The organism is Oscillatoria sp. FACHB-1407 (assembly GCF_014697545.1).
In the GTDB taxonomy this organism is placed as follows: Bacteria; Cyanobacteriota; Cyanobacteriia; order Elainellales; family Elainellaceae; genus FACHB-1407.
Window position 1 is genome coordinate 331,523 of record NZ_JACJSA010000003.1, and the last position, 18,863, is coordinate 350,385.

Annotated in this window: 16 protein-coding genes; 7 read left to right on the forward strand and 9 right to left on the reverse strand. The window is 46.6% G+C overall.

Annotated elements, in window-relative coordinates:
• Window positions 1-473 precede the first annotated feature (473 nt).
• Window positions 474-3,038 carry a leucine--tRNA ligase gene (gene leuS, locus H6G89_RS07405; protein WP_190504664.1) on the forward strand — a complete coding sequence of 855 codons (2,565 nt, stop codon included), beginning with the start codon at window positions 474-476 and terminating at the stop codon, window positions 3,036-3,038.
• A 685-nt stretch (window positions 3,039-3,723) separates the two neighbouring features.
• On the forward strand, window positions 3,724-5,106 hold the full coding sequence (locus H6G89_RS07410) for a sensor histidine kinase (protein ID WP_190504665.1): 1,383 nt from the start codon (window positions 3,724-3,726) through the stop codon (window positions 5,104-5,106).
• Here the strand turns inward: H6G89_RS07410 and H6G89_RS07415 are convergent.
• From H6G89_RS07415 to H6G89_RS07445, 7 genes are all read right to left on the reverse strand, one after another.
• A complete protein-coding gene (locus tag H6G89_RS07415) occupies window positions 5,092-5,904 on the reverse strand; it encodes a hypothetical protein (protein ID WP_190504666.1) in 813 nt (270 codons plus the stop codon). The genes H6G89_RS07410 and H6G89_RS07415 overlap by 15 nt on opposite strands.
• A 334-nt stretch (window positions 5,905-6,238) precedes the next feature.
• Window positions 6,239-7,117 (reverse strand): SDH family Clp fold serine proteinase, encoded by an 879-nt coding sequence (locus H6G89_RS07420; protein ID WP_190504667.1) that lies wholly within the window; start codon window positions 7,115-7,117, stop codon window positions 6,239-6,241.
• Between the two features lie 296 nt (window positions 7,118-7,413).
• A complete protein-coding gene (locus H6G89_RS07425; RefSeq protein ID WP_190504668.1) occupies window positions 7,414-7,935 on the reverse strand; it encodes a photosystem I reaction center subunit XI in 522 nt (173 codons plus the stop codon).
• 427 nt (window positions 7,936-8,362) lie between these two features.
• Window positions 8,363-8,884, reverse strand: a complete 522-nt coding sequence (locus tag H6G89_RS07430; RefSeq protein WP_190504669.1) for a hypothetical protein — start codon at window positions 8,882-8,884, stop codon at window positions 8,363-8,365.
• Between the two features lie 33 nt (window positions 8,885-8,917).
• Entirely contained in the window at window positions 8,918-9,349 is a 432-nt protein-coding gene (locus H6G89_RS07435) for a hypothetical protein (protein WP_190504670.1), read from the reverse strand.
• A 110-nt stretch (window positions 9,350-9,459) separates the two neighbouring features.
• On the reverse strand, window positions 9,460-9,642 hold the full coding sequence (locus tag H6G89_RS07440) for a CsbD family protein (protein WP_190504671.1): 183 nt from the start codon (window positions 9,640-9,642) through the stop codon (window positions 9,460-9,462).
• 283 nt (window positions 9,643-9,925) lie between these two features.
• Complete coding sequence (locus H6G89_RS07445) at window positions 9,926-10,150, reverse strand: acetyltransferase (RefSeq protein ID WP_190504672.1); 225 nt, start codon at window positions 10,148-10,150, stop codon at window positions 9,926-9,928.
• A gap of 291 nt (window positions 10,151-10,441) precedes the next feature.
• Here H6G89_RS07445 and H6G89_RS07450 point away from each other — a divergent pair, with 291 nt between their 5' ends.
• Window positions 10,442-11,641 carry a PucR family transcriptional regulator gene (locus H6G89_RS07450; protein ID WP_190504673.1) on the forward strand — a complete coding sequence of 400 codons (1,200 nt, stop codon included), beginning with the start codon at window positions 10,442-10,444 and terminating at the stop codon, window positions 11,639-11,641.
• 252 nt (window positions 11,642-11,893) lie between these two features.
• Here the strand turns inward: H6G89_RS07450 and H6G89_RS07455 are convergent, their stop codons facing one another.
• Together H6G89_RS07455 and H6G89_RS07460 are read right to left on the reverse strand one after the other, a co-directional pair.
• A complete protein-coding gene (locus H6G89_RS07455) occupies window positions 11,894-12,454 on the reverse strand; it encodes a DUF6658 family protein (protein ID WP_190504674.1) in 561 nt (186 codons plus the stop codon).
• A gap of 260 nt (window positions 12,455-12,714) precedes the next feature.
• A complete protein-coding gene (locus tag H6G89_RS07460) occupies window positions 12,715-13,194 on the reverse strand; it encodes a hemerythrin domain-containing protein (protein WP_190504675.1) in 480 nt (159 codons plus the stop codon).
• Window positions 13,195-13,684: 490 nt separating this feature from the next.
• On the opposite strand from H6G89_RS07460, the gene H6G89_RS07465 reads away from it, so the two are divergent.
• From H6G89_RS07465 to H6G89_RS07480, 4 genes are all read left to right on the forward strand, one after another.
• Entirely contained in the window at window positions 13,685-14,824 is a 1,140-nt protein-coding gene (locus H6G89_RS07465; RefSeq protein ID WP_242059852.1) for a glycosyltransferase family 9 protein, read from the forward strand.
• On the forward strand, window positions 14,814-15,443 hold the full coding sequence (locus H6G89_RS07470; RefSeq protein ID WP_190504676.1) for a glycosyltransferase family 9 protein: 630 nt from the start codon (window positions 14,814-14,816) through the stop codon (window positions 15,441-15,443). Before H6G89_RS07465 ends, H6G89_RS07470 begins: the two co-directional genes overlap by 11 nt.
• Window positions 15,444-15,502: 59 nt before the next feature.
• Window positions 15,503-16,468, forward strand: coding sequence for a glycosyltransferase (locus H6G89_RS07475; RefSeq protein ID WP_190504677.1), 966 nt, complete (start codon window positions 15,503-15,505; stop codon window positions 16,466-16,468).
• A 77-nt stretch (window positions 16,469-16,545) separates the two neighbouring features.
• Complete coding sequence (locus H6G89_RS07480) at window positions 16,546-18,474, forward strand: glycosyltransferase (RefSeq protein WP_190504678.1); 1,929 nt, start codon at window positions 16,546-16,548, stop codon at window positions 18,472-18,474.
• The last annotated feature ends 389 nt before the right edge of the window (window positions 18,475-18,863 follow it).

The window sequence follows — 18,863 nt, forward strand, 5'->3', positions numbered from 1 at the left end:
GTCAATGGTTAGTGGTTGATGGTCAATGGTTAGTGGTTAATGGTCAATGATTAATGGTCAGTGGTCAGTAGTCAGTGGTCAGTAGTCAGTGGTCAGTAGTCAGTGGTCAGTAGTCAGTGGTTAATGGTCAATGGTTAGTGGTTAATGGTCAATAGTTAATGGTCAGTGGTCAGTGGTCAGTGGTCAGTGGTCAATAGTCAATGGTTCTTTGTGGGTAGTGGGGTGATAGGGTGACGGAGTGATGGAGTAATGGAGTCATGGGATGATAGTGCACTCCCCAATCCTCCATCCTTTGCGTAGACGTGATAAATCGCGATAAATCGCGCCTCTTCCCTTTTATCCTTCATCCTTCATCATTTATCCTTATTTATCCTTGCTTCCTTCCTCTCCCCCACTCCCCTCTAAATTACCTATTTAGAGCAACGAAACTTTAGAATGGGAAACAAACCCTGTTACCGAAAGGAGTTGCGTTCGTGGAGTCGCGTTATAACCCCGCAGCGATCGAGGAAAAGTGGCAGCAAATCTGGGCTGAGCAAGGGCTGGATAAGGCAGACGAGAGCACCGACAAGCCCAAATACTATGCCCTGTCGATGTTCCCTTATCCGTCGGGCAACCTGCATATGGGTCACGTCCGCAACTACACCATCACCGATGTGATTGCCCGATCGCACCGGATGCAGGGCTATCGGGTGTTACATCCGATGGGGTGGGATGCGTTTGGATTGCCTGCGGAGAACGCGGCGATCGATCGGGGCATTCCCCCGGCTAAGTGGACGTATCAGAACATTGCCCAGATGAAGGCTGAGTTGAAGCGGTTGGGCTTGTCCTACGACTGGGATCGAGAGGTGGCAACCTGTTCCTCAGACTATTACCACTGGACGCAGTGGATCTTTTTGGAGTTTTTTAAGGCGGGCTTGGCATACCAAAAAGAAGCCGCAGTGAACTGGGACCCGATTGACCAGACTGTATTGGCAAATGAGCAGGTCGATAGTCAGGGGCGGTCGTGGCGATCGGGGGCGATCGTGGAACGACGGTTGTTGCGGCAATGGTTCCTCAAGATCACCGACTATGCCGAGCAATTGTTGAACGATCTCGACCAACTCGACGGATGGCCTGAGCGGGTAAAGTTGATGCAAGCCAACTGGATTGGCAAATCAACGGGGGCACAGGTGGTCTTCAAAACAGAAGCGGGAGACGAATTGCCCGTCTTTACCACCCGTCCCGATACTCTGTGGGGAGCAACCTTTATGGTGCTCTCACCGGAGCATCCCCTTGTGCCAAAGTTGACGACTCCAGAGCAAGCAGAGGCGATTCAAGCCTATCAAGCGATCGCCGCCAGCGAGAGTGAGATCGATCGAACCTCGGACGATCGCGAAAAAACGGGCGTGTGGACGGGCAGCTATGCCATCAACCCGGTCAATGACGAGAAGATCCCCATCTGGATTGCCGACTATGTGTTGATGGAGTATGGCACAGGGGCAATTATGGCGGTTCCTGCTCACGACGAACGCGACTTTGCGTTTGCCCGCAAGTTTAACCTGCCGATCAAAGTGGTGGTGCAACCCCCTGATCAGGAACTCAGTGCCGAAACGATGACCGAGGCTTATCCCCACGAAGGGGTGATGGTGCATTCGGGACCCTTGGATGGAGTTCCGGCGGGGAAAGGTGAGGGACAAAGTGTCCTGACAGCAGTGAAGTGGTTAGAGGCAAACGGCAAGGGCAAGGGAACCATCACCTACCGCCTGCGCGACTGGTTGATCTCGCGGCAACGCTATTGGGGATGCCCCATTCCAGTGATTCACTGCCCCAGTTGTGGCATTGTGCCTGTTCCTCAAGAAGATTTACCAGTCGCCTTGCCAGAGGATGTCGATCTGACGGGACGGGGAGCCTCTCCCTTAACCAAGCTGGAAGATTGGCTGAATGTGCCCTGTCCCAGTTGTGGCACTGCTGCCCGACGCGAGACAGATACGATGGATACCTTTATTGATTCGTCGTGGTATTTCTTGCGTTACACCGACGCGAGGAACCCTCAGCAGGTCTTTGATGCGGCTAAAGCGAATGACTGGATGCCTGTGGATCAGTATGTCGGGGGCATTGAGCACGCGATTTTGCACTTGCTCTACTCTCGCTTCTTTACTAAAGTGTTGCGCGATCGCGGTTTATTGACCTTTGATGAGCCTTTCAAGCGATTGTTAACTCAAGGCATGGTGCAGGGGTTGACTTATCAAAACCCGCGCACGGAGAAGTGGATTCCCTCTGCTCTGGTTGATCCCAGCGATCCCAAAGATCCTGACACGGGTGAGACATTGATTTGCTCCTACAAAACCATGTCAAAGTCGAAGTACAACGGTGTGGCACCGGAGGAAGTGATCAAGAAGTACGGAGCCGATACGGCGCGGATGTTTATCCTGTTCAAAGCCCCACCTGAAAAGGATCTGGAATGGGATGAAGCAGATGTCGAAGGGCAGTTCCGCTTCTTGAATCGGGTCTGGCGGTTGGTGACGGAGTTTGCTGGAACTTCAGTAGAACCGTCTACAGGTGAGTTGAGCAAAGCGGAGAAAGATGTGCGCTATGCCATTAACTACGCCATTCAACAGATCACGGAAGACCTGGAAGGTGAGTACCAGTTTAATACGGCGGTTTCAGAGTTAATGAAACTGAGTAATGCGCTGACTGATGCGAACTGCAAGCGATCGCCCATTTATGCCGAGGGCATCAAAACGTTGCTGACGTTGTTGGCTCCCTTTGCACCTCACATTGCAGAGGAATTGTGGCATACCTTGGGGCACTCTGACTCAGTGCATCAGCAAACCTGGCCAACCTACGATCCCGCTGCACTCGTTGTGGATGAGATCTCGTTGGTTATTCAGATTCTGGGCAAAACCCGGGGCACGATTCAGGTGCCTGCCCAAGCCGATCAGCAAACTCTGGAACAATTGGCGCGGGAATCTGAATTGGCACAGCGTTATATTGCTGGTAAGGAGATTAAAAAGGTCATTGTTGTACCCGGAAAATTGGTTAACTTTGTGATCAGTTAATATCTTGATCCGTGGCGCAACTGATTGTAGAACAGAAGTCGGAGTTTCAAAAAACTTCGACTTCTAGTTTACGGATAATATAGCTGTAGCTAATGTGAATTCGAGATAAGGATTTTGGCGGTTAAAACCACAGCTATCGGAGCAAAACCGACTTACGTCGGTTCGTCAACTCTTAGATCTTCCGGAGTCCGCGTCGGCGGACTTCGCTTTGATAGCCGCGAATTCATTCGCCAGGCTCTTAAACCGAACTGACGTTAGCCACACTTAATAGGGCGAAGGCGAGTCAAGAAGCTTTCCCAGTATCAAGGTTGGAGCCATTGCCGTTGCCTTAAGCTTTCTGACCCAAGCTATAATCACTAATTGTTGGCTAAAAAATAAACTTCTGAATTATTGGGCCGATCGCTCATTTCTTATACCTTCTCTTGTCATGACTAAGCACTCTTAAAGTCTGATAAATTCTTTTCAAATGCATTGACTTATAGGTTGAAAATCCTTTATCTCTGTATATGTTGGAGACAACCGAAAGTTAAAAAAGTGTCTCAAACAAGCCTTAACTGATCAATTAGTAATCAAGGTTAACTTAAGATTAACTGGCTATTAATAATTACATATTTCTAATTTGCAAATAGTCGGGGTGTTTTACTGCTCTACCGTGCGTGATTGACTCATCTCTTTCATAACCATCATGTCAGTTATGCCTGTCACCCCTTACTCGGCTACCGCCCATCCCGATATTGCCCTGCCAAATCTGACCTTAGAGTCAACTTTACAGGATCTGCCGCTTCACGATTTCCAGATTGATGCCAATCAACCGGGTCAACAAGCGACTGACATTTTTGATGCAAATCCGCTTTTACCCGGCATTATTCTTGTTGAAGAGGGTAGTCTGGTGGGGATGATTTCGAGACGCCGATTTCTGGAGCAAATGAGTCGCCCCTATGGACTGTGTTTGTTCCTAAATCGACCGCTCACTGTCCTCTATAGTTTTATTTCCTCAGAGGTTTCGGTTTTTCCTGGTAAGACACTTATCGTTGCCGCAACCCGTCAGGCTCTCAGACGACCTCCTGAGCAATTATATGAACCAGTTGTGGTTCAACTTGAGCCACAGGTCTATCGATTGTTAGACGTCTATCAGTTGTTAGTGGCTCAATCTCACATCCATGAGATGACACGGCAATTGTTATACGAACAGACCCAAGCTCAAATGATTCAAGCAGAGAAAATGGCAAGCTTGGGACGTATGGTTGCAGGGGTGGCACACGAGATTTTGAACCCAGTAAATTTCATTTCAGGTAACATTCGATACCTCTCGAATTACAGTCAAGATTTGATCCGTTTGTTATCTACCTATCAATCTGAAATTACTAACCCTCCTCAAACGATTTTGGATATTCAAGAAGAGATTGAGTTGGATTTTGTCATTAAGGATTTAACTCAAATTATCGACAGTATGAGAATCGGCGCAGAGCGACTAAAAGGTATTGCCAGTAGCCTGCGAAACTTTTCTCATACCAATGAAAATGATCTCCGACCAGTTGATATTCGTAGTTGCATTGACAATACTCTGTTAATTCTGAATAATCGCCTTAAAAACAGCATTGTTGTTGTAAAACGCTACGGTGATATTCCAACAATCACCTGTCATTTTGGGCAAATTAGCCAGGTGTTTATGAACCTGATTAGTAACGCGATTGATGCCTTGACGGAAAAGGCTCAAAGCCAACCCCTGGCTGAAGATTTTCAAAATTTAGATGAACCGTGGGAACCCACTATCATAATTACGACGGAGCAGCATGTTCTGGAGGATGAGCCCGCTACAAGTGGTGATCCATGGGTTTTGATTAAGATTGCTGATAACGGTCCGGGCATTCCAGAGGAGATTCAAGGACGGATTTTTGAAACCTTCTTTACGACTAAACCTGTAGGAGAGGGGACAGGACTAGGATTAGCCATTAGCCATCAGATTATTGTGGAAAAACATGGTGGCAAGATCAACTTGCAATCTGAAGAAGGGCAGGGAACCACGTTTGAGATTTGGCTACCGCTCAAACCATCAAAAACTATTTAGACGAGGAATTTGAATGATTTGGCGAGCTAATTGCTCTCGAATCGTGACCTGATACTTTTTCCCAGGTTTGGTAAATACCCAAAAATACATTTTGAGTGCCCAGAATGGAATAGTCATGATGTAGCGGATAAAGTATCGCTCTAATCGAAGAAAGCGCGATCGCCATGGTTCTTGAAACATATCGACGGGACTATAACCGTGATCCACAAAGATCTCAATCGCATCTTTATGGGCTTCTAAAAGCAAGTAATGATCGGTGTTCCCAAGGGTTTGTAAATAGGACGTAGATGGTCTGGGAAAATTAGAGAGCTTAACTGAACTCGTGGTGACTAACACTTCATTATTTAATTCAGTGGACAGGCTGATGTATGTGGCTCGACCGACAAAACATAGAAGAGATAGTGCAATGTTTTCGTGTTGATGCTTGAAGACAAGTTCGATTAAATCAAACCTTGTTTTGACATAGAAGCGGTCGATTTCCTCAAATCCTAGCTGTTGAATTTTAACTGCCTCAGCCTCTAATGCCTTCAAAGCCTTTGCAAACTTTCGCTCTGGAATATCATGAGGAATAAATTCATCCAAAAAAACACACGCCAACCCAGCATAGTTGAACCAGGCGATTAGCAGTGCAAACCCAGGTAGCAGCAGAAGATTGTAAATAATTAAAGGGATTTGAAATAGGGTTGACCACGTCACCATGAGGATGGCGAAACCAATGATGACAACGGTTGGATTAAGGCGCAATCCCAACCGAATCAATTGCTTCTCCGCATTTGAGAGTTGCTTTGGGGCTATCATCGGTCAATTTCTCCCTGTGATGATTAAATCTCTACTGTCAAAAAATCTAACAGCAGGATTCCTTCACAGGTCAAACTTGTAATACCGATTTAAATAACTTGGGTTCGGGACAAGAATTTTGGCGGTTAAAACCGCAACCATAACAAAATGTCAGTGCTGAGGGCTGAGGCTGAAAGGTAGGCAGTACGTCATGTTCAAAATTTAGAGAAAATATAGCTGTGGTTAAAAAGCTTAGGACAAAGGCAATGGCTCAAACCCTGATTCTGGGGGAGCTTTCCGACTCGCCTCCACCCCATCGCATGTGGCTCGGCTATAGTGTTCACGATGGATTGCGTTACGTACCTTCGATGGGTCTGCCTTTAGGTTCAGGCAGGGCAGGACGGGGTTGATAAGGCATGGGAATGTATTGTACTGAAGGGCGACCTCCCTGCGGTTGAGGATAAAGCTCCATCAGGTTGTAAATCGCCTTTGGTAAGCCCACTGTGACAGGTAACCCTAGCTCAGTCGCTTCTTCAACGGTGATGGGGTAGTCGTGCGTGACTCGACCAGTGGTTAGGGCGTCAATGATAGGTTCGATGTGTTCCGGTGAGATTTTTGGAACTGGAGTCGCGTCTTTTAACAAGGTTCTAACAAATCGCTGTACCTGTTGAATGGCTTTACGTGAGATGTCCGCCATTATCAGGGTTTCATCGTCTACTTCAGCGATCGGCTTATCTTCAACTACTTTGATAATACTCGCTGCTGGAAAATTGCCTAATTGTGGATCAACTGGACCCAAGACAGCATTGGCATCCATGACGATTTCATCAGCCGCTAACGCCAACATCGTGCCGCCACTCATGGCGTAATGAGGAACAAACACCGTGACTTTGGCAGGATGGCGAATCAGGGCACGGGCAATCTGCTCAGTGGCTAATACTAAGCCCCCTGGGGTGTGTAAAATCAGGTCGATGGGTACATCGGGTGGTGTCAGGCGAATCGCTCTGAGAACTTGTTCTGAGTCTTCAATGGTGATGTAGCGAGACAGCGGAATGCCTAACAAACTGATTGACTCTTGTCGATGGATCAGAAGAATGATGCGACTGCGTCGTTGACGTTCAAAATCGCGTAGGGCTTGAATGCGACGGGTTGCAATTTGACGACGTTGCAGTGCAGGTTGAAGTGACGAAATGATCAGAAAAATCCAGAACAGATCAAATAGGTTGAAGTTCACAGCGATCGCCCCTTCTGAGTAATATCACACCAATTATCAACATCATTATTTCAGTTTCACTAAAGAATTAATGTCACCCCAAAGAGTTAATTTCAGATATGATTCTGTCGGTGTATTGGTGGTTACAAATACATCTCCCATTCAACATCGCATTCAATTTAGTGTTGCTTAAAATAAAACTCTCTTAACGACAAGAGCGTTAAGAGAGCATCCAGGTTTGAACAGGAATGGCAAGAAACAAAAGCAAGTAACGGATTACAACCTATTAGAGATTGTCTCAGTCATTTTCAAAGTGGTTAAAAACCAACGTTCAGTAAGTTTTTGAACACATCTAAATTGATCAAAAGGAAGTAAGCAAATGCAGCACCTCCAATACCACCAATCAGAAATCCGCTGGCGTATTCATTCCAACCTTCAGAAGACTTCAGCGCATCGGGAGGTCTTGGTGTAGTGATCGTTGCTTCAGGTTCGGGTGGAAAGCTAAAGGCATATAGCGAGATCGCTAGAGTTGAAATAACGATCAAGCCAATTGCTGACAGGAGACCTGCCAGATTAGCAATTTCTGTATTGCGGAGGGGACCCAATTTGACAAATGGTCCAATCAACCAATAGCCATGTGCCATTCCAACTTCTAAACCGCGCCGCAGAGGAGTAATGCCCTTCCGATAACCGGGTAAGTTGTTGATGAATGTGCGAGTGAAATTAGAGGAATTGATAGGGGTGGCTAAATTTCCATTTTGAGGATCGCCAGCAGGGAAAACCACTTCACGGTTTCTAGGATCACTGGGGCGATCGTTTGATCGAGTAACGGCTTGCATAGGCTTTTTATCCTATAACTAATTGGGATTTATATTAGGTAAAACCCTTGTTTGAATCGTCGATCCCAGGGTACAAATTCAATACTTTAAATGATCTACTTACGGGTTGATTTAATGTTGTTGAACGACACTATAGCAACCCTAAATGACTTGTGAAAGTGCCCGCCCATCGGGCGGGCACTTTCACAAATCACCTTTTTCACAAATCAGATAGGACTGCTATATATGGCTTTAGTTAGAAAGCTTAAGGCAAAGACAATGACTCAAACCGGATGCTGGGAAAGCTTCCTGGCTCGCCTCCGCCCTATCAATGTGGCTACGGCTATGAATAAAAAAACGGATGTATGGCACATCCGCTTAAGACACTGTAGGAGATCAGTCAAGATCAATGTAGTCAGATGATGCACCCCTTGATGCACTTAGAGAATTAGTGGCGATTACCAAACCAACGCGATGCGATCGCCCCTAACGCTGCACCCACAATCGGATTGCTCAAGAACTTGAGAATGGCTGGCTGGTCTGCGAGCACTTCCTGGAAGATATCGGGATGGTTGTGATAGGTAAAGGAAGCCAGTTTGCTCACATCATCTGCACTCATGCGGTTTGGATGGCGGCTTGATAGCCCCAATTGATGCTCTAGAGTGCGATCGTCTAGACCCCGTTTTTTCAGGTGGCTAAAGAATTCGCGTGCCACATCATCCCGCTCATTCGGCTTAATTTGAGCGATCGCCTTCTGCAACTCAGGCTCCATCTGTGTTGTGGGAATGTTGCTGGGGTGCAATGAGCGACCAAACAACCGACGACGCTCTTCTTTGGAAGACCGTTGAGCAAAATCATCAAAGTTTTGATAGTTTTCAGTTGTGGTGGAAGAGCCATTGTCCAGTGACTCTACATTACCACTTGCCAAATCTTGCATAATTTGGCGTTTATAGTCATCACTACTGGGCATGTGATTAAATCTCCCTTTTCAAAATGCTGTTAGCTATTGGTATTCAATCTGGCGCGTCTGGTGATCATAACGAGCCGTCAGAATCAGCTTTTTATCGGGGGCATACATAAAAACGGTCAGATCGCGGTTGGGGAAATTGCGTTGTAATCCCTGAGTGAGCGATCGCGCTAAAGGACGAACTTCGTTAGGGCGAACTTGGGATGAAATGACAGCACCTAATTTGTTGTCATCCCGAACATAGGCATCCGAGATTAGTCCACCACCTGCTTGTACAACCCAATCACCAAAGTTTTGTCCACCTGATGTATTACCGCGTTCAAGTTGTTGATAAGCAACAGTGGAGCCGTTGCCAGATGAGACTCCGGGCTGGGTAGATTGAACAGTTCCACCGCAAGCGGTTGTCACAGTTAGAACGACTGCAAGAGCTAAGGCAACGAGAATTTTTTGAATATTTTGTAGATTCACAGAGTCCTCCTGGGGGTCTGTAAATGGTATTGCTATAGGAGTTCGATAATGGCTGAATGTTATTCAAGGCAGATGAGTTGACTCCTGCCAACCCATCTGCAACTCAGTGGTTAGTCAAGCTTGCGCTTAATATCGTCTTTGACATCTTCTACTGCGTTACGAACTTCAGCACCTGCTTGCTTCGTTTTTCCAGCGGATTTGTCTGCGCGATCGCCTGTGACTTCACCGCGAGCTTCTTGTGCTTTACCTTCGATATTTTTGGCAGTTGCCTTAGCTCTATCTTCTAAACTCATGATTGTTTCCTCCTGTGGAACGCAGCTCAAAGTTTGATACAACTTGACTCATTAGTATTAAACAAGTTCAAAGGTTCAAAGCGGCTGCTGTTTTTCTATACCTCAACTCTATAAGGGGGATAGTAGTCTGCTATCTACCTGAAGCTATATCGTCATCTTAGATACACTTTTAGGATTAACATTTTAGATAGCTCAATCCTCCTTACAGCGTATAAAAAAGAAATTCCTAATCTCTCAAAAGAAAGTTAGGAATTAGTCACAATAATTATGAGGCTTGTGCTTTTTAAGCACTCATTTTGCTATCTCGTTGATAGTTTTGATCAACCCAACAACGAGGAAGTTCTTCTCCTGAAGGAAAAACAAGTTGCTCTTTAGCAATATCTTCCGGGTCTTGCTCTTCTTGACCAGCCTGAATTCTACCTTGAATTTGACCAGTCGATGGGTTAACTAAATCTGCAACGTCTAAGACTTCTACCAGGCTTCCGCTTTGCTTATCTTGTAAGAGCATAATAACTACATTGATGAATTTACTTCAGCATGGAATTAACCCATCTAATTAACATCCATCGCAGGATACAACAAATCTAACAAAGCAAATTCCACAAAAATTACCCGTGTTAGAGAGTACTTGTAAATGCAATCTGGATCAATGAATTGAAGTTTCGTCCTTCTTAAGGAGGGCATTCTTTCGGTGAAAAGTCTTACCCTCAGAGGGATGAATGTTAGTGACGAAATTTGAAATAAAGTTATGACAATCCCTCGAATATAGGGCTAATTCAGCAGGTTCCAAGCAAAGCTCATGTTAGACACATCGATTCGCTTTACACAACTCGCTAATATGGTGACTAACAAGGTAGCTGAGCTTTTGTATGCTCCTGTTTTGGTAACGAATAATCAAGGAGTTGTCATTACCAGCAGTCAACCGGAGCAGATTGGATTGGCTTTAAGTTGGGAAACTGCCGAAAGAACGTTAGCCAATTGTTTGAGAATTCCTCTGCATCACGAGACTGGGGTGGGTGAGGTCATTGTGGGAAAACCCACCAATCAGGAACCCATTTCTCCGCGTCTTGCCCAAGCACTCGTGGAGTTGGTCATTAACCAGAGCACCACTGAAAAACAAGCTCCCAACCAGCATGAGTTAAAAAATCAACTGATTGACAATTTGCTGCATGGTCGTATCTCAGATGAAGCAGTTATTCTCAATCGAGCTAAATCTTTAGGGATTGATTTGACCCCACCAAGAGCAGTCATTTTGATTGATGCGACGGATTATGTTTCCAGAATAGATACTTCAGATCGATTTGTCAGTGCGATCGAAGAAGAGCGTCGTATTCAAATTGTGATTAATAGTATTGTCAGTTTTTTCCATTTGCCGAATGATACAATCTGCGCCAATTTAGGTCAGGGACAGGTGTGCGTTCTCAAGGCGAGTGATACTAAGAACTTAGATTTGTGGGCAGATTGCAACGATATTTCTAAGGGACTGGGGTCATCCTGGGCTAACTTAACAGCCCTTAAACGCGCGGCAGATGCTTTACTGTTGAGGCTGTGTAGCGATTTAGGGACAGCCATTAATATTGGCATTGGTCGTTATCATCCCGGCATTCAGGGACTAGCCCGTTCCTATGAAGATGCTCGTGCTGCTCTCTCGTTAGGAAGCCGTTTTCTGGGGCAAAACCGAGTGCATTGTCTAGGAGAGTTGGGCATTGCAGCGTTTATTGGTGTAGCGGATGAAAGCACTAAAGTTGATCTGGCAAAGTTTTTGTTAAGTCCGCTTGATCATGAGCCTGAGTTGTTAACCACTTTGGATATGTTTTTTAGTGAAAGTTGTTGCCCTTCAGCAACTGCAAAACGGTTATCAATTCACCGCAATACTCTGAGTTATCGATTGGATAAAATTGTCTCTTTGACAGGGTTAGAACCTCGTCGTTTTGATGATGCAGTGCAGATGCGTCTGGCGTTGTTGTTGCGATCGCTCCAATCGACTCTCTCCAATTAACGGTATGTAGTTGTAGTTATGGGGTTAAAACAGGGGCAAAACTTACAAAAATATAGCCTTGGTCAGAAAGCTTAAGGCAAAGGCAATGGCTCAAACCCGATGCTGGGAAAGCTTCCTGACTTGCCTCCGCCTCATTGAATATGCCTATGACGATAAGAAAAGAACGCAAAGCCCTTGACGGATCTTTGCGCTCCAATGTGAGTGAAATGGGTTTATTAACCGCTTAAGTCAGATGACGTGTTTCTGCTTCGCTTATTTAGCAGCGTTAATATCTCTATCTTCACCTGCTTGCTCTAACGTAAAGTCAAAGTTTTCTTTAAGGAACTCAGAGGAATCTTCAAATTGCTGTCCAATCTTTTCGAGAATCTGTTCGTCAGGATTACTGCGGTTAATGACCCGTTGACGCTCGCCACGAATAGGTTCTGGCTCAAGTGCTGCCCCTCTGGGACCAATATCAGGTTTTGTGGTGCTACTTGTGCTGGAACCTGGATACAGTATGTCAGATGCATTGCTTTTAATATCGGTGCTATTGCTAGCTACCAATTGATTGAAGTCAAAAAGACTGCTTCTCAAGTTGCTACCAGAGGGCTTGACTTGAGGATCGGTTGACATCTTGTATTCGGTATAGCCATCACCACCCATAGAGTGGGGGTTGTTGTTACCACCCATTTGAACCGGGGGAACTTCTGGGCGAGCACCTTGAAGATTGCCATTGTTACAAGCAGTGCTAAAAAGCAGGGCGACTCCAACAACAACAATGGAAACAATCTGCCGCAATTTTAAACTCTTAAAAAATGAAACCAATCTGCTCATAGAAGGCTCCTGATTATCCGTCAAGTAAAAAAGCAATCTTTGTGAGGCTTTGGCGATCGCCCAACTTGAGGGAATAGACTTACAAACTACACGTAAAGCTTAGGGATAGTGATCGAATTTTACCTCTGACAAAAGTGATAAATTAAAGGTTAGATAGATAGTAATTGCACCTCAAAACTCTATCCTAAGCATGAAGAGGAAATCAAAAATCAGAGAAGTAAAACTACTTCCCTGATTCGATTTATGAAGCTATAAAATCTTTACCGTTTGGCTAAAGACTCTTCAACTTCTGCTTCCATTCTGCCTTTGGCTGCCTGGAATTCTTGTCCCAATTCCATCAACTCTTCCTCGCCCATGCATCCACGTACGGCTTCAAAGATCTCGCTCTCCTCTTCCTCAACGTGATGCATGATAGACTCTTTCAAGTGCATCATTCTGGTCTTAAATTCAGAGCCACCGATCTCAAGAGATTTCATCTCTTCGAGCAGAATTTTTACAGAGTTGTGCTCTTCTTCTGCTTCTTCAATGTATTCCTGAGTTTCCTCGTGATCTTGCATTGCAGGATAGAAGACTAACTCCTCAGCGTAGGCGTGCAAGTTCAGTTCTTTGTAGAGCTGATCAAAACACTCCTGCATTTTTTTAGCACCTTTGGCACCCTCAGCTTCCGCAAAAATTTTCTCTGCTGTGCGGTGATCTGCTTCTATGAGTGACAGGATATCAGTTGCCTTTTTCTTAGCCATCTGTCTATACCTCGCTGTTAAACACTTCAAGTTTTAAGTAAGTTGGATTTAAAGTTTGCCTCCATAAAAAGAGGCTTTGATTTGATGTAGGGTTCATTTGACTGAACTCTTGATTAAGGGTGGCATTTTTAAAGAAATATGTTCATCAACCATTTGACCGAAATAGCATTGTTGATTGACAGCTCACCCAAGATAAACTAAGGTTGTTTAGCATTTGTAGAACCCCCTTAAGATAGATTTTGAATTGTTTGTGCAATTGCCCAATAAATCACGATGAAATGATTTACTTCTTTATGCAATTGCCTGATGAATTCACAAAATTGAATCACTAGGATGACATCATGTGACTTTCTTCTTGAAGCAAATTTGTGTTTGATTGCATTTGGATTGGAGTTGAGACATTTAGAAATTTACATCAACTCCCTTTGTGCAATTCACTAAATCAGATTTTTGTCACTTGATTTCATCAATTTGTCGGTAGTAGGTCGAGATGGAAACACGTCTCAGCAATAATTATCGATTGCAACAGTCATTGCCTCAGATGATTGGCACTTCAACGATCGCGCCCCAAACGATTGTAGTTGTGCGATCGCTCCCTGGGTTAGGTGATTTGCTCTGCTGCGTTCCAGCGATGCGGGCATTGCGGGCTGCGTTTCCAGAGGCGCATATCGCGCTGATTGGGTTGCCCTGGTCACAGCAGTTCGTACAACGATTTGGGCATTACTTTGACGAGTATTTAGAGTTTCCTGGTTGCCCTGGGATTCCGGAAGTTCCGCTGGAGCCTCAACGGATTGTTCAGTTTTTGGCACAAGCGCAACAACGCCATTTTGATCTGGCGTTTCAGTTGCATGGCACTGGCACCTATATCAACAACTTTGTCATGTTGTTGGGGGCAAAGCAGGCAGCAGGCTTTTTCCCAAAAGGTCAGTATTGCCCTGACCCACAACGCTTTTTACCCTATCCAGAGCACGAGCCAGAAGTATGGCGACATCTGCGGTTGATGGAGTTTTTGGGAGTTCCATTGCAGGGCGATCATCTGGATTTCCCAATTCACGAGTCTGACTGGCAGGACTGGAAGGCGATCGCCACTGAATACAATCTCAGTCCCGGCGATTACATCTGCATCCACCCCGGAGCCAGTGTCAGTGCTCGACGCTGGGCACCAGAGCAGTTCGCCTTAGTAGCAGATGCCCTGGCAGCACGAGGATGGCAAATTGTGTTGACGGGTACGGCAGCAGAAGTGGATTTAACGCGAGTTGTGGCGGAGGCAATGCACGGTTCGGCCGTGAACCTGGCAGGAAAAACTCATTTGGGGGCGATCGCCGCTCTGCTGAGCCAATCTCGATTGCTCGTGTGCAACGATACTGGGGTGTCGCATTTAGCCGCTGCACTCAACGTCAACAGTGTAGTGATTTTCTCTAACTCTGATCCGCATCGCTGGGCACCGCTTAATCGTCAGCGTCATCGAGTTGTTGTCGATGCAGCCTTGATTCACCATCAGATGCAATGGGGCAGTGGAGGCACGCTGCAAAAGGCGATCGCCGCTGATTTCTGTTTTCCGGCGAACCCTGCTATGGTGCTCACTCAGGCGATGGAGTTGTTAAATCAGGAGGTGCCCTATGCTTCCTGAAGATTGGCGGTTAGCGCGTTATGGATTGGTGGTGTGGTGTGATCCGCAAATGGAGGTATCTGCCCTGCACACTGTTTTGTCAACCATGCGAGAAAGTTTGCCCCAGTTGCATCTGACACTGTTGACATCAGAAGCGATCGATTACAGTCTTTTGCATGAGATGCGGGTGGAGACGATTACTCTGTCTCAACCTCCCCTGGGTCAGAGCATGGGAGGTTCCTTACCTGTTCGTTCGTTGCCTTCTCCCCAGAATGGGTTTTACAGAAAAGAGCTACGTGCTTCTGATCTCAGTTCTCCTGCCCATGGTATCTCCGTTAACAAAGGGGAGCAGGAAGAACAACCCATTCGATCGCTCATTCAGATATTGCGTGATCATCATTTTGATGCTGCCTTGATTTTGACAACACCCACCCAATCTCCCTATGCCTGGGCGTATCTGTGTTACCTGGCAGGAATTCCGATTCGGGTGGGGCAGTCGAAAGAGTTTGGTGGAGGGGTGTTATCGACGTGTATTTCTCCACCGTTAGATGACGTTTCTACAACTGAATACTATCTGCATTTATTGCGATCGCTTGGCTTAGTTAATACTGAAAAACCTCAGCCTCAGCTTGCGGTGTAATGGTTTTTATTCAAATCGATTACTCAAAGTACGACTCAAAAAACACATTATAAGAACTTATGCCGTTACGCATTTTAACCTGGCACATCCACGGAAGTTATCTTTATTATTTGACTCAAGCACCTCATGAGTTCTACTTGCCAGTGAAACCGGGCAAGCCTGAAGGGTATGGGGGGCGATCGGGTAGTTTTCCCTGGGGTGATAACGTTTATGACATCTCTGCCGATGAGGTGTGCCACCATCAATTTGACTGTATTCTGTTTCAGTCACGGCGTAATTATCTGCAAGATCAGTACGAGATTTTGTCACCGGATCAGCGACGACTGCCTCGGCTGTATTTAGAGCACGATCCTCCACGGGAACACCCCACCGATACACCTCACATCGTGGATGATCCCGATGTGTTGCTTGTTCATGTCACTCACTTTAATAACCTGATGTGGGATAGCGGACAGACTCCCACGTGTGTGATCGAACATGGCGTGATCGTGCCTGAAGAAGTAGAGTATAGCGGCGAACTCGATCGCGGCATTGTGGTCATCAATGGCTTGCAGAAGCGGGGGCGACGGTTGGGAGCCGATTTGTTTGAACAGGCACGACGCTGCCTTCCCCTCGATCTGGTGGGTATGGACGCAACCGCGTTGGGTGGTTTAGGTGACATGGCTCATACTGAACTGCTGACCTTTGAAGCACGCTATCGATTCTTTTTTCATCCTGTGCGATATACCAGTTTGGGATTAGCGGTGTGTGAGGCAATGATGATCGGTTTACCTATCATTGCACCTGCCACAACTGAACTTGTAACGGTTGTAGAAAACAACGTCTCTGGTTACATTCACACTGATATTGAAGTCTTAATTGAGTTGATGCAGGAGTTGTTAAAGAGTCCTGAAAAAGCCCGTCGTTTGAGCGCAGGAGCCAGAGAACAAGCGCGATCGCGCTTTCACATCAACCGCTTTGTTCAAAATTGGAATGACGCTTTTGAGCGAGTGATGAGTCGTCAGTTAACCCCTGCGTCAGGGTGAGTTTTGGGTGCATTACAGATTCCGCAATTTGAAACCAACTCTCGGATCACGGTCAACTTTTACCCCCATCCTGCATCATGACTAAACGCATTGCTCTAATTAGTGAACATGCAACCCCACTGGGCATTTTTGGTGGAGTCGATAGTGGGGGGCAGAATGTCTATGTCGGTCAACTGGCGAAGCATTTGGCGGCGATCGGCTATGACGTGGATGTGTTTACCCGACGCGACAGCGAACATCTACCTCCTGTGGTTGATTGGCAACACGGAGTCCGGGTGATTCATGTCCCAGCGGGTCCACCGACTGCCCTGCCTAAGGAGCAGCTATTGCCCTACATGCGGGAATTTACTGCCTTTATGTTGGATTGGTGTCGTGACGATGCCTCCTACGATTTGATTCACGCTAATTTCTGGATGTCAGCCCTGGTGGCAGCCGAGATCAAACGGGCGATCGCCATTCCCTTTGTGGTGACGTTTCATGCGCTGGGACGAGTGCGGCGACTGCATCAGGGTAAGGCAGACCAGTTCCCGGATGAGCGGTTTGCAATCGAGGATCGGGTGGTGCAGGAGGCTGACCATATCATCGCCGAGTGTCCCCAGGATCGGGAGGATTTGTTGCAGTTGTATCAGGCAGATCCCAACCGCATCAGCGTGATCCCCTGTGGTTTCGACACAACTGAGTTTTGGGCGATCGACAAGGTACGTGCCCGCTTAACCTTGGGTTTATCTCCCGATGAGTATTTGATTTTGCAATTGGGACGGATGGTGCCCCGTAAAGGGGTTGATACCGTCATTCGTGGTTTTGCTCATTTGCTAAAACAGCGATCGCTCCCTGCTCGGTTGCTGGTTGTGGGAGGTGAGGCGGATGTGCCTGATCCCCAGTTAACGCCGGAGATTGGACGGTTAACAGCGATCGCCCAGGAGTTGGGTGTCGCTTCCCGCATCACCTTTGTTGGGCGCAAGGGACGGGAGGTGTTGAAGTATTACTACAGTGCGGCTGATGTGTTTGTCACAACGCCCTGGTATGAACCCTTTGGCATTACGCCGATTGAGGCGATGGCGTGTGGTACTCCGGTGATCGGCTCGAATGTGGGAGGGGTAAAGTTTACCGTCAAGGATGGCGAGACGGGGTATCTGGTGCCACCGAACGAACCAGAGCGATTGGGCGATCGCCTCTTGCATTTGCTAGAGAACCCGCCAGTCATGAGCTTGTTTGGGCGACAGGCGATTCGACGGGCTCAAGACCACTTCACCTGGGAGAAGGTGACGAGTGCTGTAGCGGCGTTGTATGAGGAGGTGTTGAGTGGTGTGAATGCGATCGCAGGGGTAGAAGCCAATCAACTTGCTATTCTCGATCGCGGTTTTGAGTCTGTATTGCGGGCTGTGCAGCGATCGCAGCGGTTGTTGCGTCCCAGCATTCAAGCTGCATCTCAAGCCATGAGTAATTGCTTTTTGCGTGGTGGCAAGCTGTTGATTTGTGGCAATGGGGGCAGTGCAGCGGATGCTCAACATTTTGCTGCGGAACTGGTGGGACGGTTCTGCTGTCCACAGCGAGCAGGCTTACCGGCCATGGCTTTGTCGGCAGACAGTGCGTTTGTCACAGCATGGGCAAATGATGTGGGGTATGACGATATATTTGCGCGTCAAGTTGAAACCTTTGCCAAACCCAATGATGTGTTGTTGGGGATCAGCACCAGTGGACGCTCTAAAAACGTGATCGCGGCATTTGAGGCGGCGAAACGGCTTAACCTCACCTCGATCGCCTTGTTAGGGGGAGATGGTGGTGAATTGCGAACGAAAGCTGACATTGCGATCGTCGTTCCTGCCCTGGAAACCCAACGGATTCAGGAGGTGCAGTTACTCGTCATTCATCTGCTCTGTGAGTTGGTAGAAGAACAACTGCTGACCACACGCTCCAATGGCTTTGAACGGTTAGGCAGTTGGGAGCAGGGTTATGAATTTACCGAGTTTGAAGTCCTCGAAGAGACAGCAGTGATTCGGGGGTAAATCAACAGTTCATTGTTTAAGTCGATGGTCAATGGTCAATGGTCAATAGTCAATGGTTAATGGTCAATGGTCAATGGTCAATGGTCAATAGCTAATGGTCAATGGTCAATGGTCAATGGTCAATGGTCAATGGTCAATGGTTAATGGTCAATGGTCAATAGCTAATGGTCAATGGTTAATGGTCAATGGTTAATGGTCAATGGTCAAGGGTCAATGGTCAATGGTCAATGGTTAATGGTCAATGGTCAAGGGTCAAGGGTCAAGGGGTAAGAATCAATTGTTAATTGTTGCTTCTAGCTACTGACCGTTAACCTCTCAATTAACTCTCGCAATCAACTATTAACGATTAACGATTGACGATTGACCATTAACTGTTTACCACACAACAC

Bases quoted from the DNA above. Each gene is read 5' to 3' on its own strand.
- H6G89_RS07410 (WP_190504665.1), top strand. From the start codon at position 3,724: ATGTCAGTTATGCCTGTCACCCCTTACTCGGCTACCGCCCATCCCGAT.
- H6G89_RS07415 (WP_190504666.1), bottom strand. From the start codon at position 5,904: ATGATAGCCCCAAAGCAACTCTCAAATGCGGAGAAGCAATTGATTCGG.
- H6G89_RS07425 (WP_190504668.1), bottom strand. From the start codon at position 7,935: ATGCAAGCCGTTACTCGATCAAACGATCGCCCCAGTGATCCTAGAAAC.
- H6G89_RS07430 (WP_190504669.1), bottom strand. From the start codon at position 8,884: ATGCCCAGTAGTGATGACTATAAACGCCAAATTATGCAAGATTTGGCA.
- H6G89_RS07440 (WP_190504671.1), bottom strand. From the start codon at position 9,642: ATGAGTTTAGAAGATAGAGCTAAGGCAACTGCCAAAAATATCGAAGGT.
- H6G89_RS07445 (WP_190504672.1), bottom strand. From the start codon at position 10,150: ATGCTCTTACAAGATAAGCAAAGCGGAAGCCTGGTAGAAGTCTTAGAC.
- H6G89_RS07450 (WP_190504673.1), top strand. From the start codon at position 10,442: ATGTTAGACACATCGATTCGCTTTACACAACTCGCTAATATGGTGACT.
- H6G89_RS07455 (WP_190504674.1), bottom strand. From the start codon at position 12,454: ATGAGCAGATTGGTTTCATTTTTTAAGAGTTTAAAATTGCGGCAGATT.
- H6G89_RS07460 (WP_190504675.1), bottom strand. From the start codon at position 13,194: ATGGCTAAGAAAAAGGCAACTGATATCCTGTCACTCATAGAAGCAGAT.
- H6G89_RS07465 (WP_242059852.1), top strand. From the start codon at position 13,685: ATGGAAACACGTCTCAGCAATAATTATCGATTGCAACAGTCATTGCCT.
- H6G89_RS07470 (WP_190504676.1), top strand. From the start codon at position 14,814: ATGCTTCCTGAAGATTGGCGGTTAGCGCGTTATGGATTGGTGGTGTGG.
- H6G89_RS07475 (WP_190504677.1), top strand. From the start codon at position 15,503: ATGCCGTTACGCATTTTAACCTGGCACATCCACGGAAGTTATCTTTAT.
- H6G89_RS07480 (WP_190504678.1), top strand. From the start codon at position 16,546: ATGACTAAACGCATTGCTCTAATTAGTGAACATGCAACCCCACTGGGC.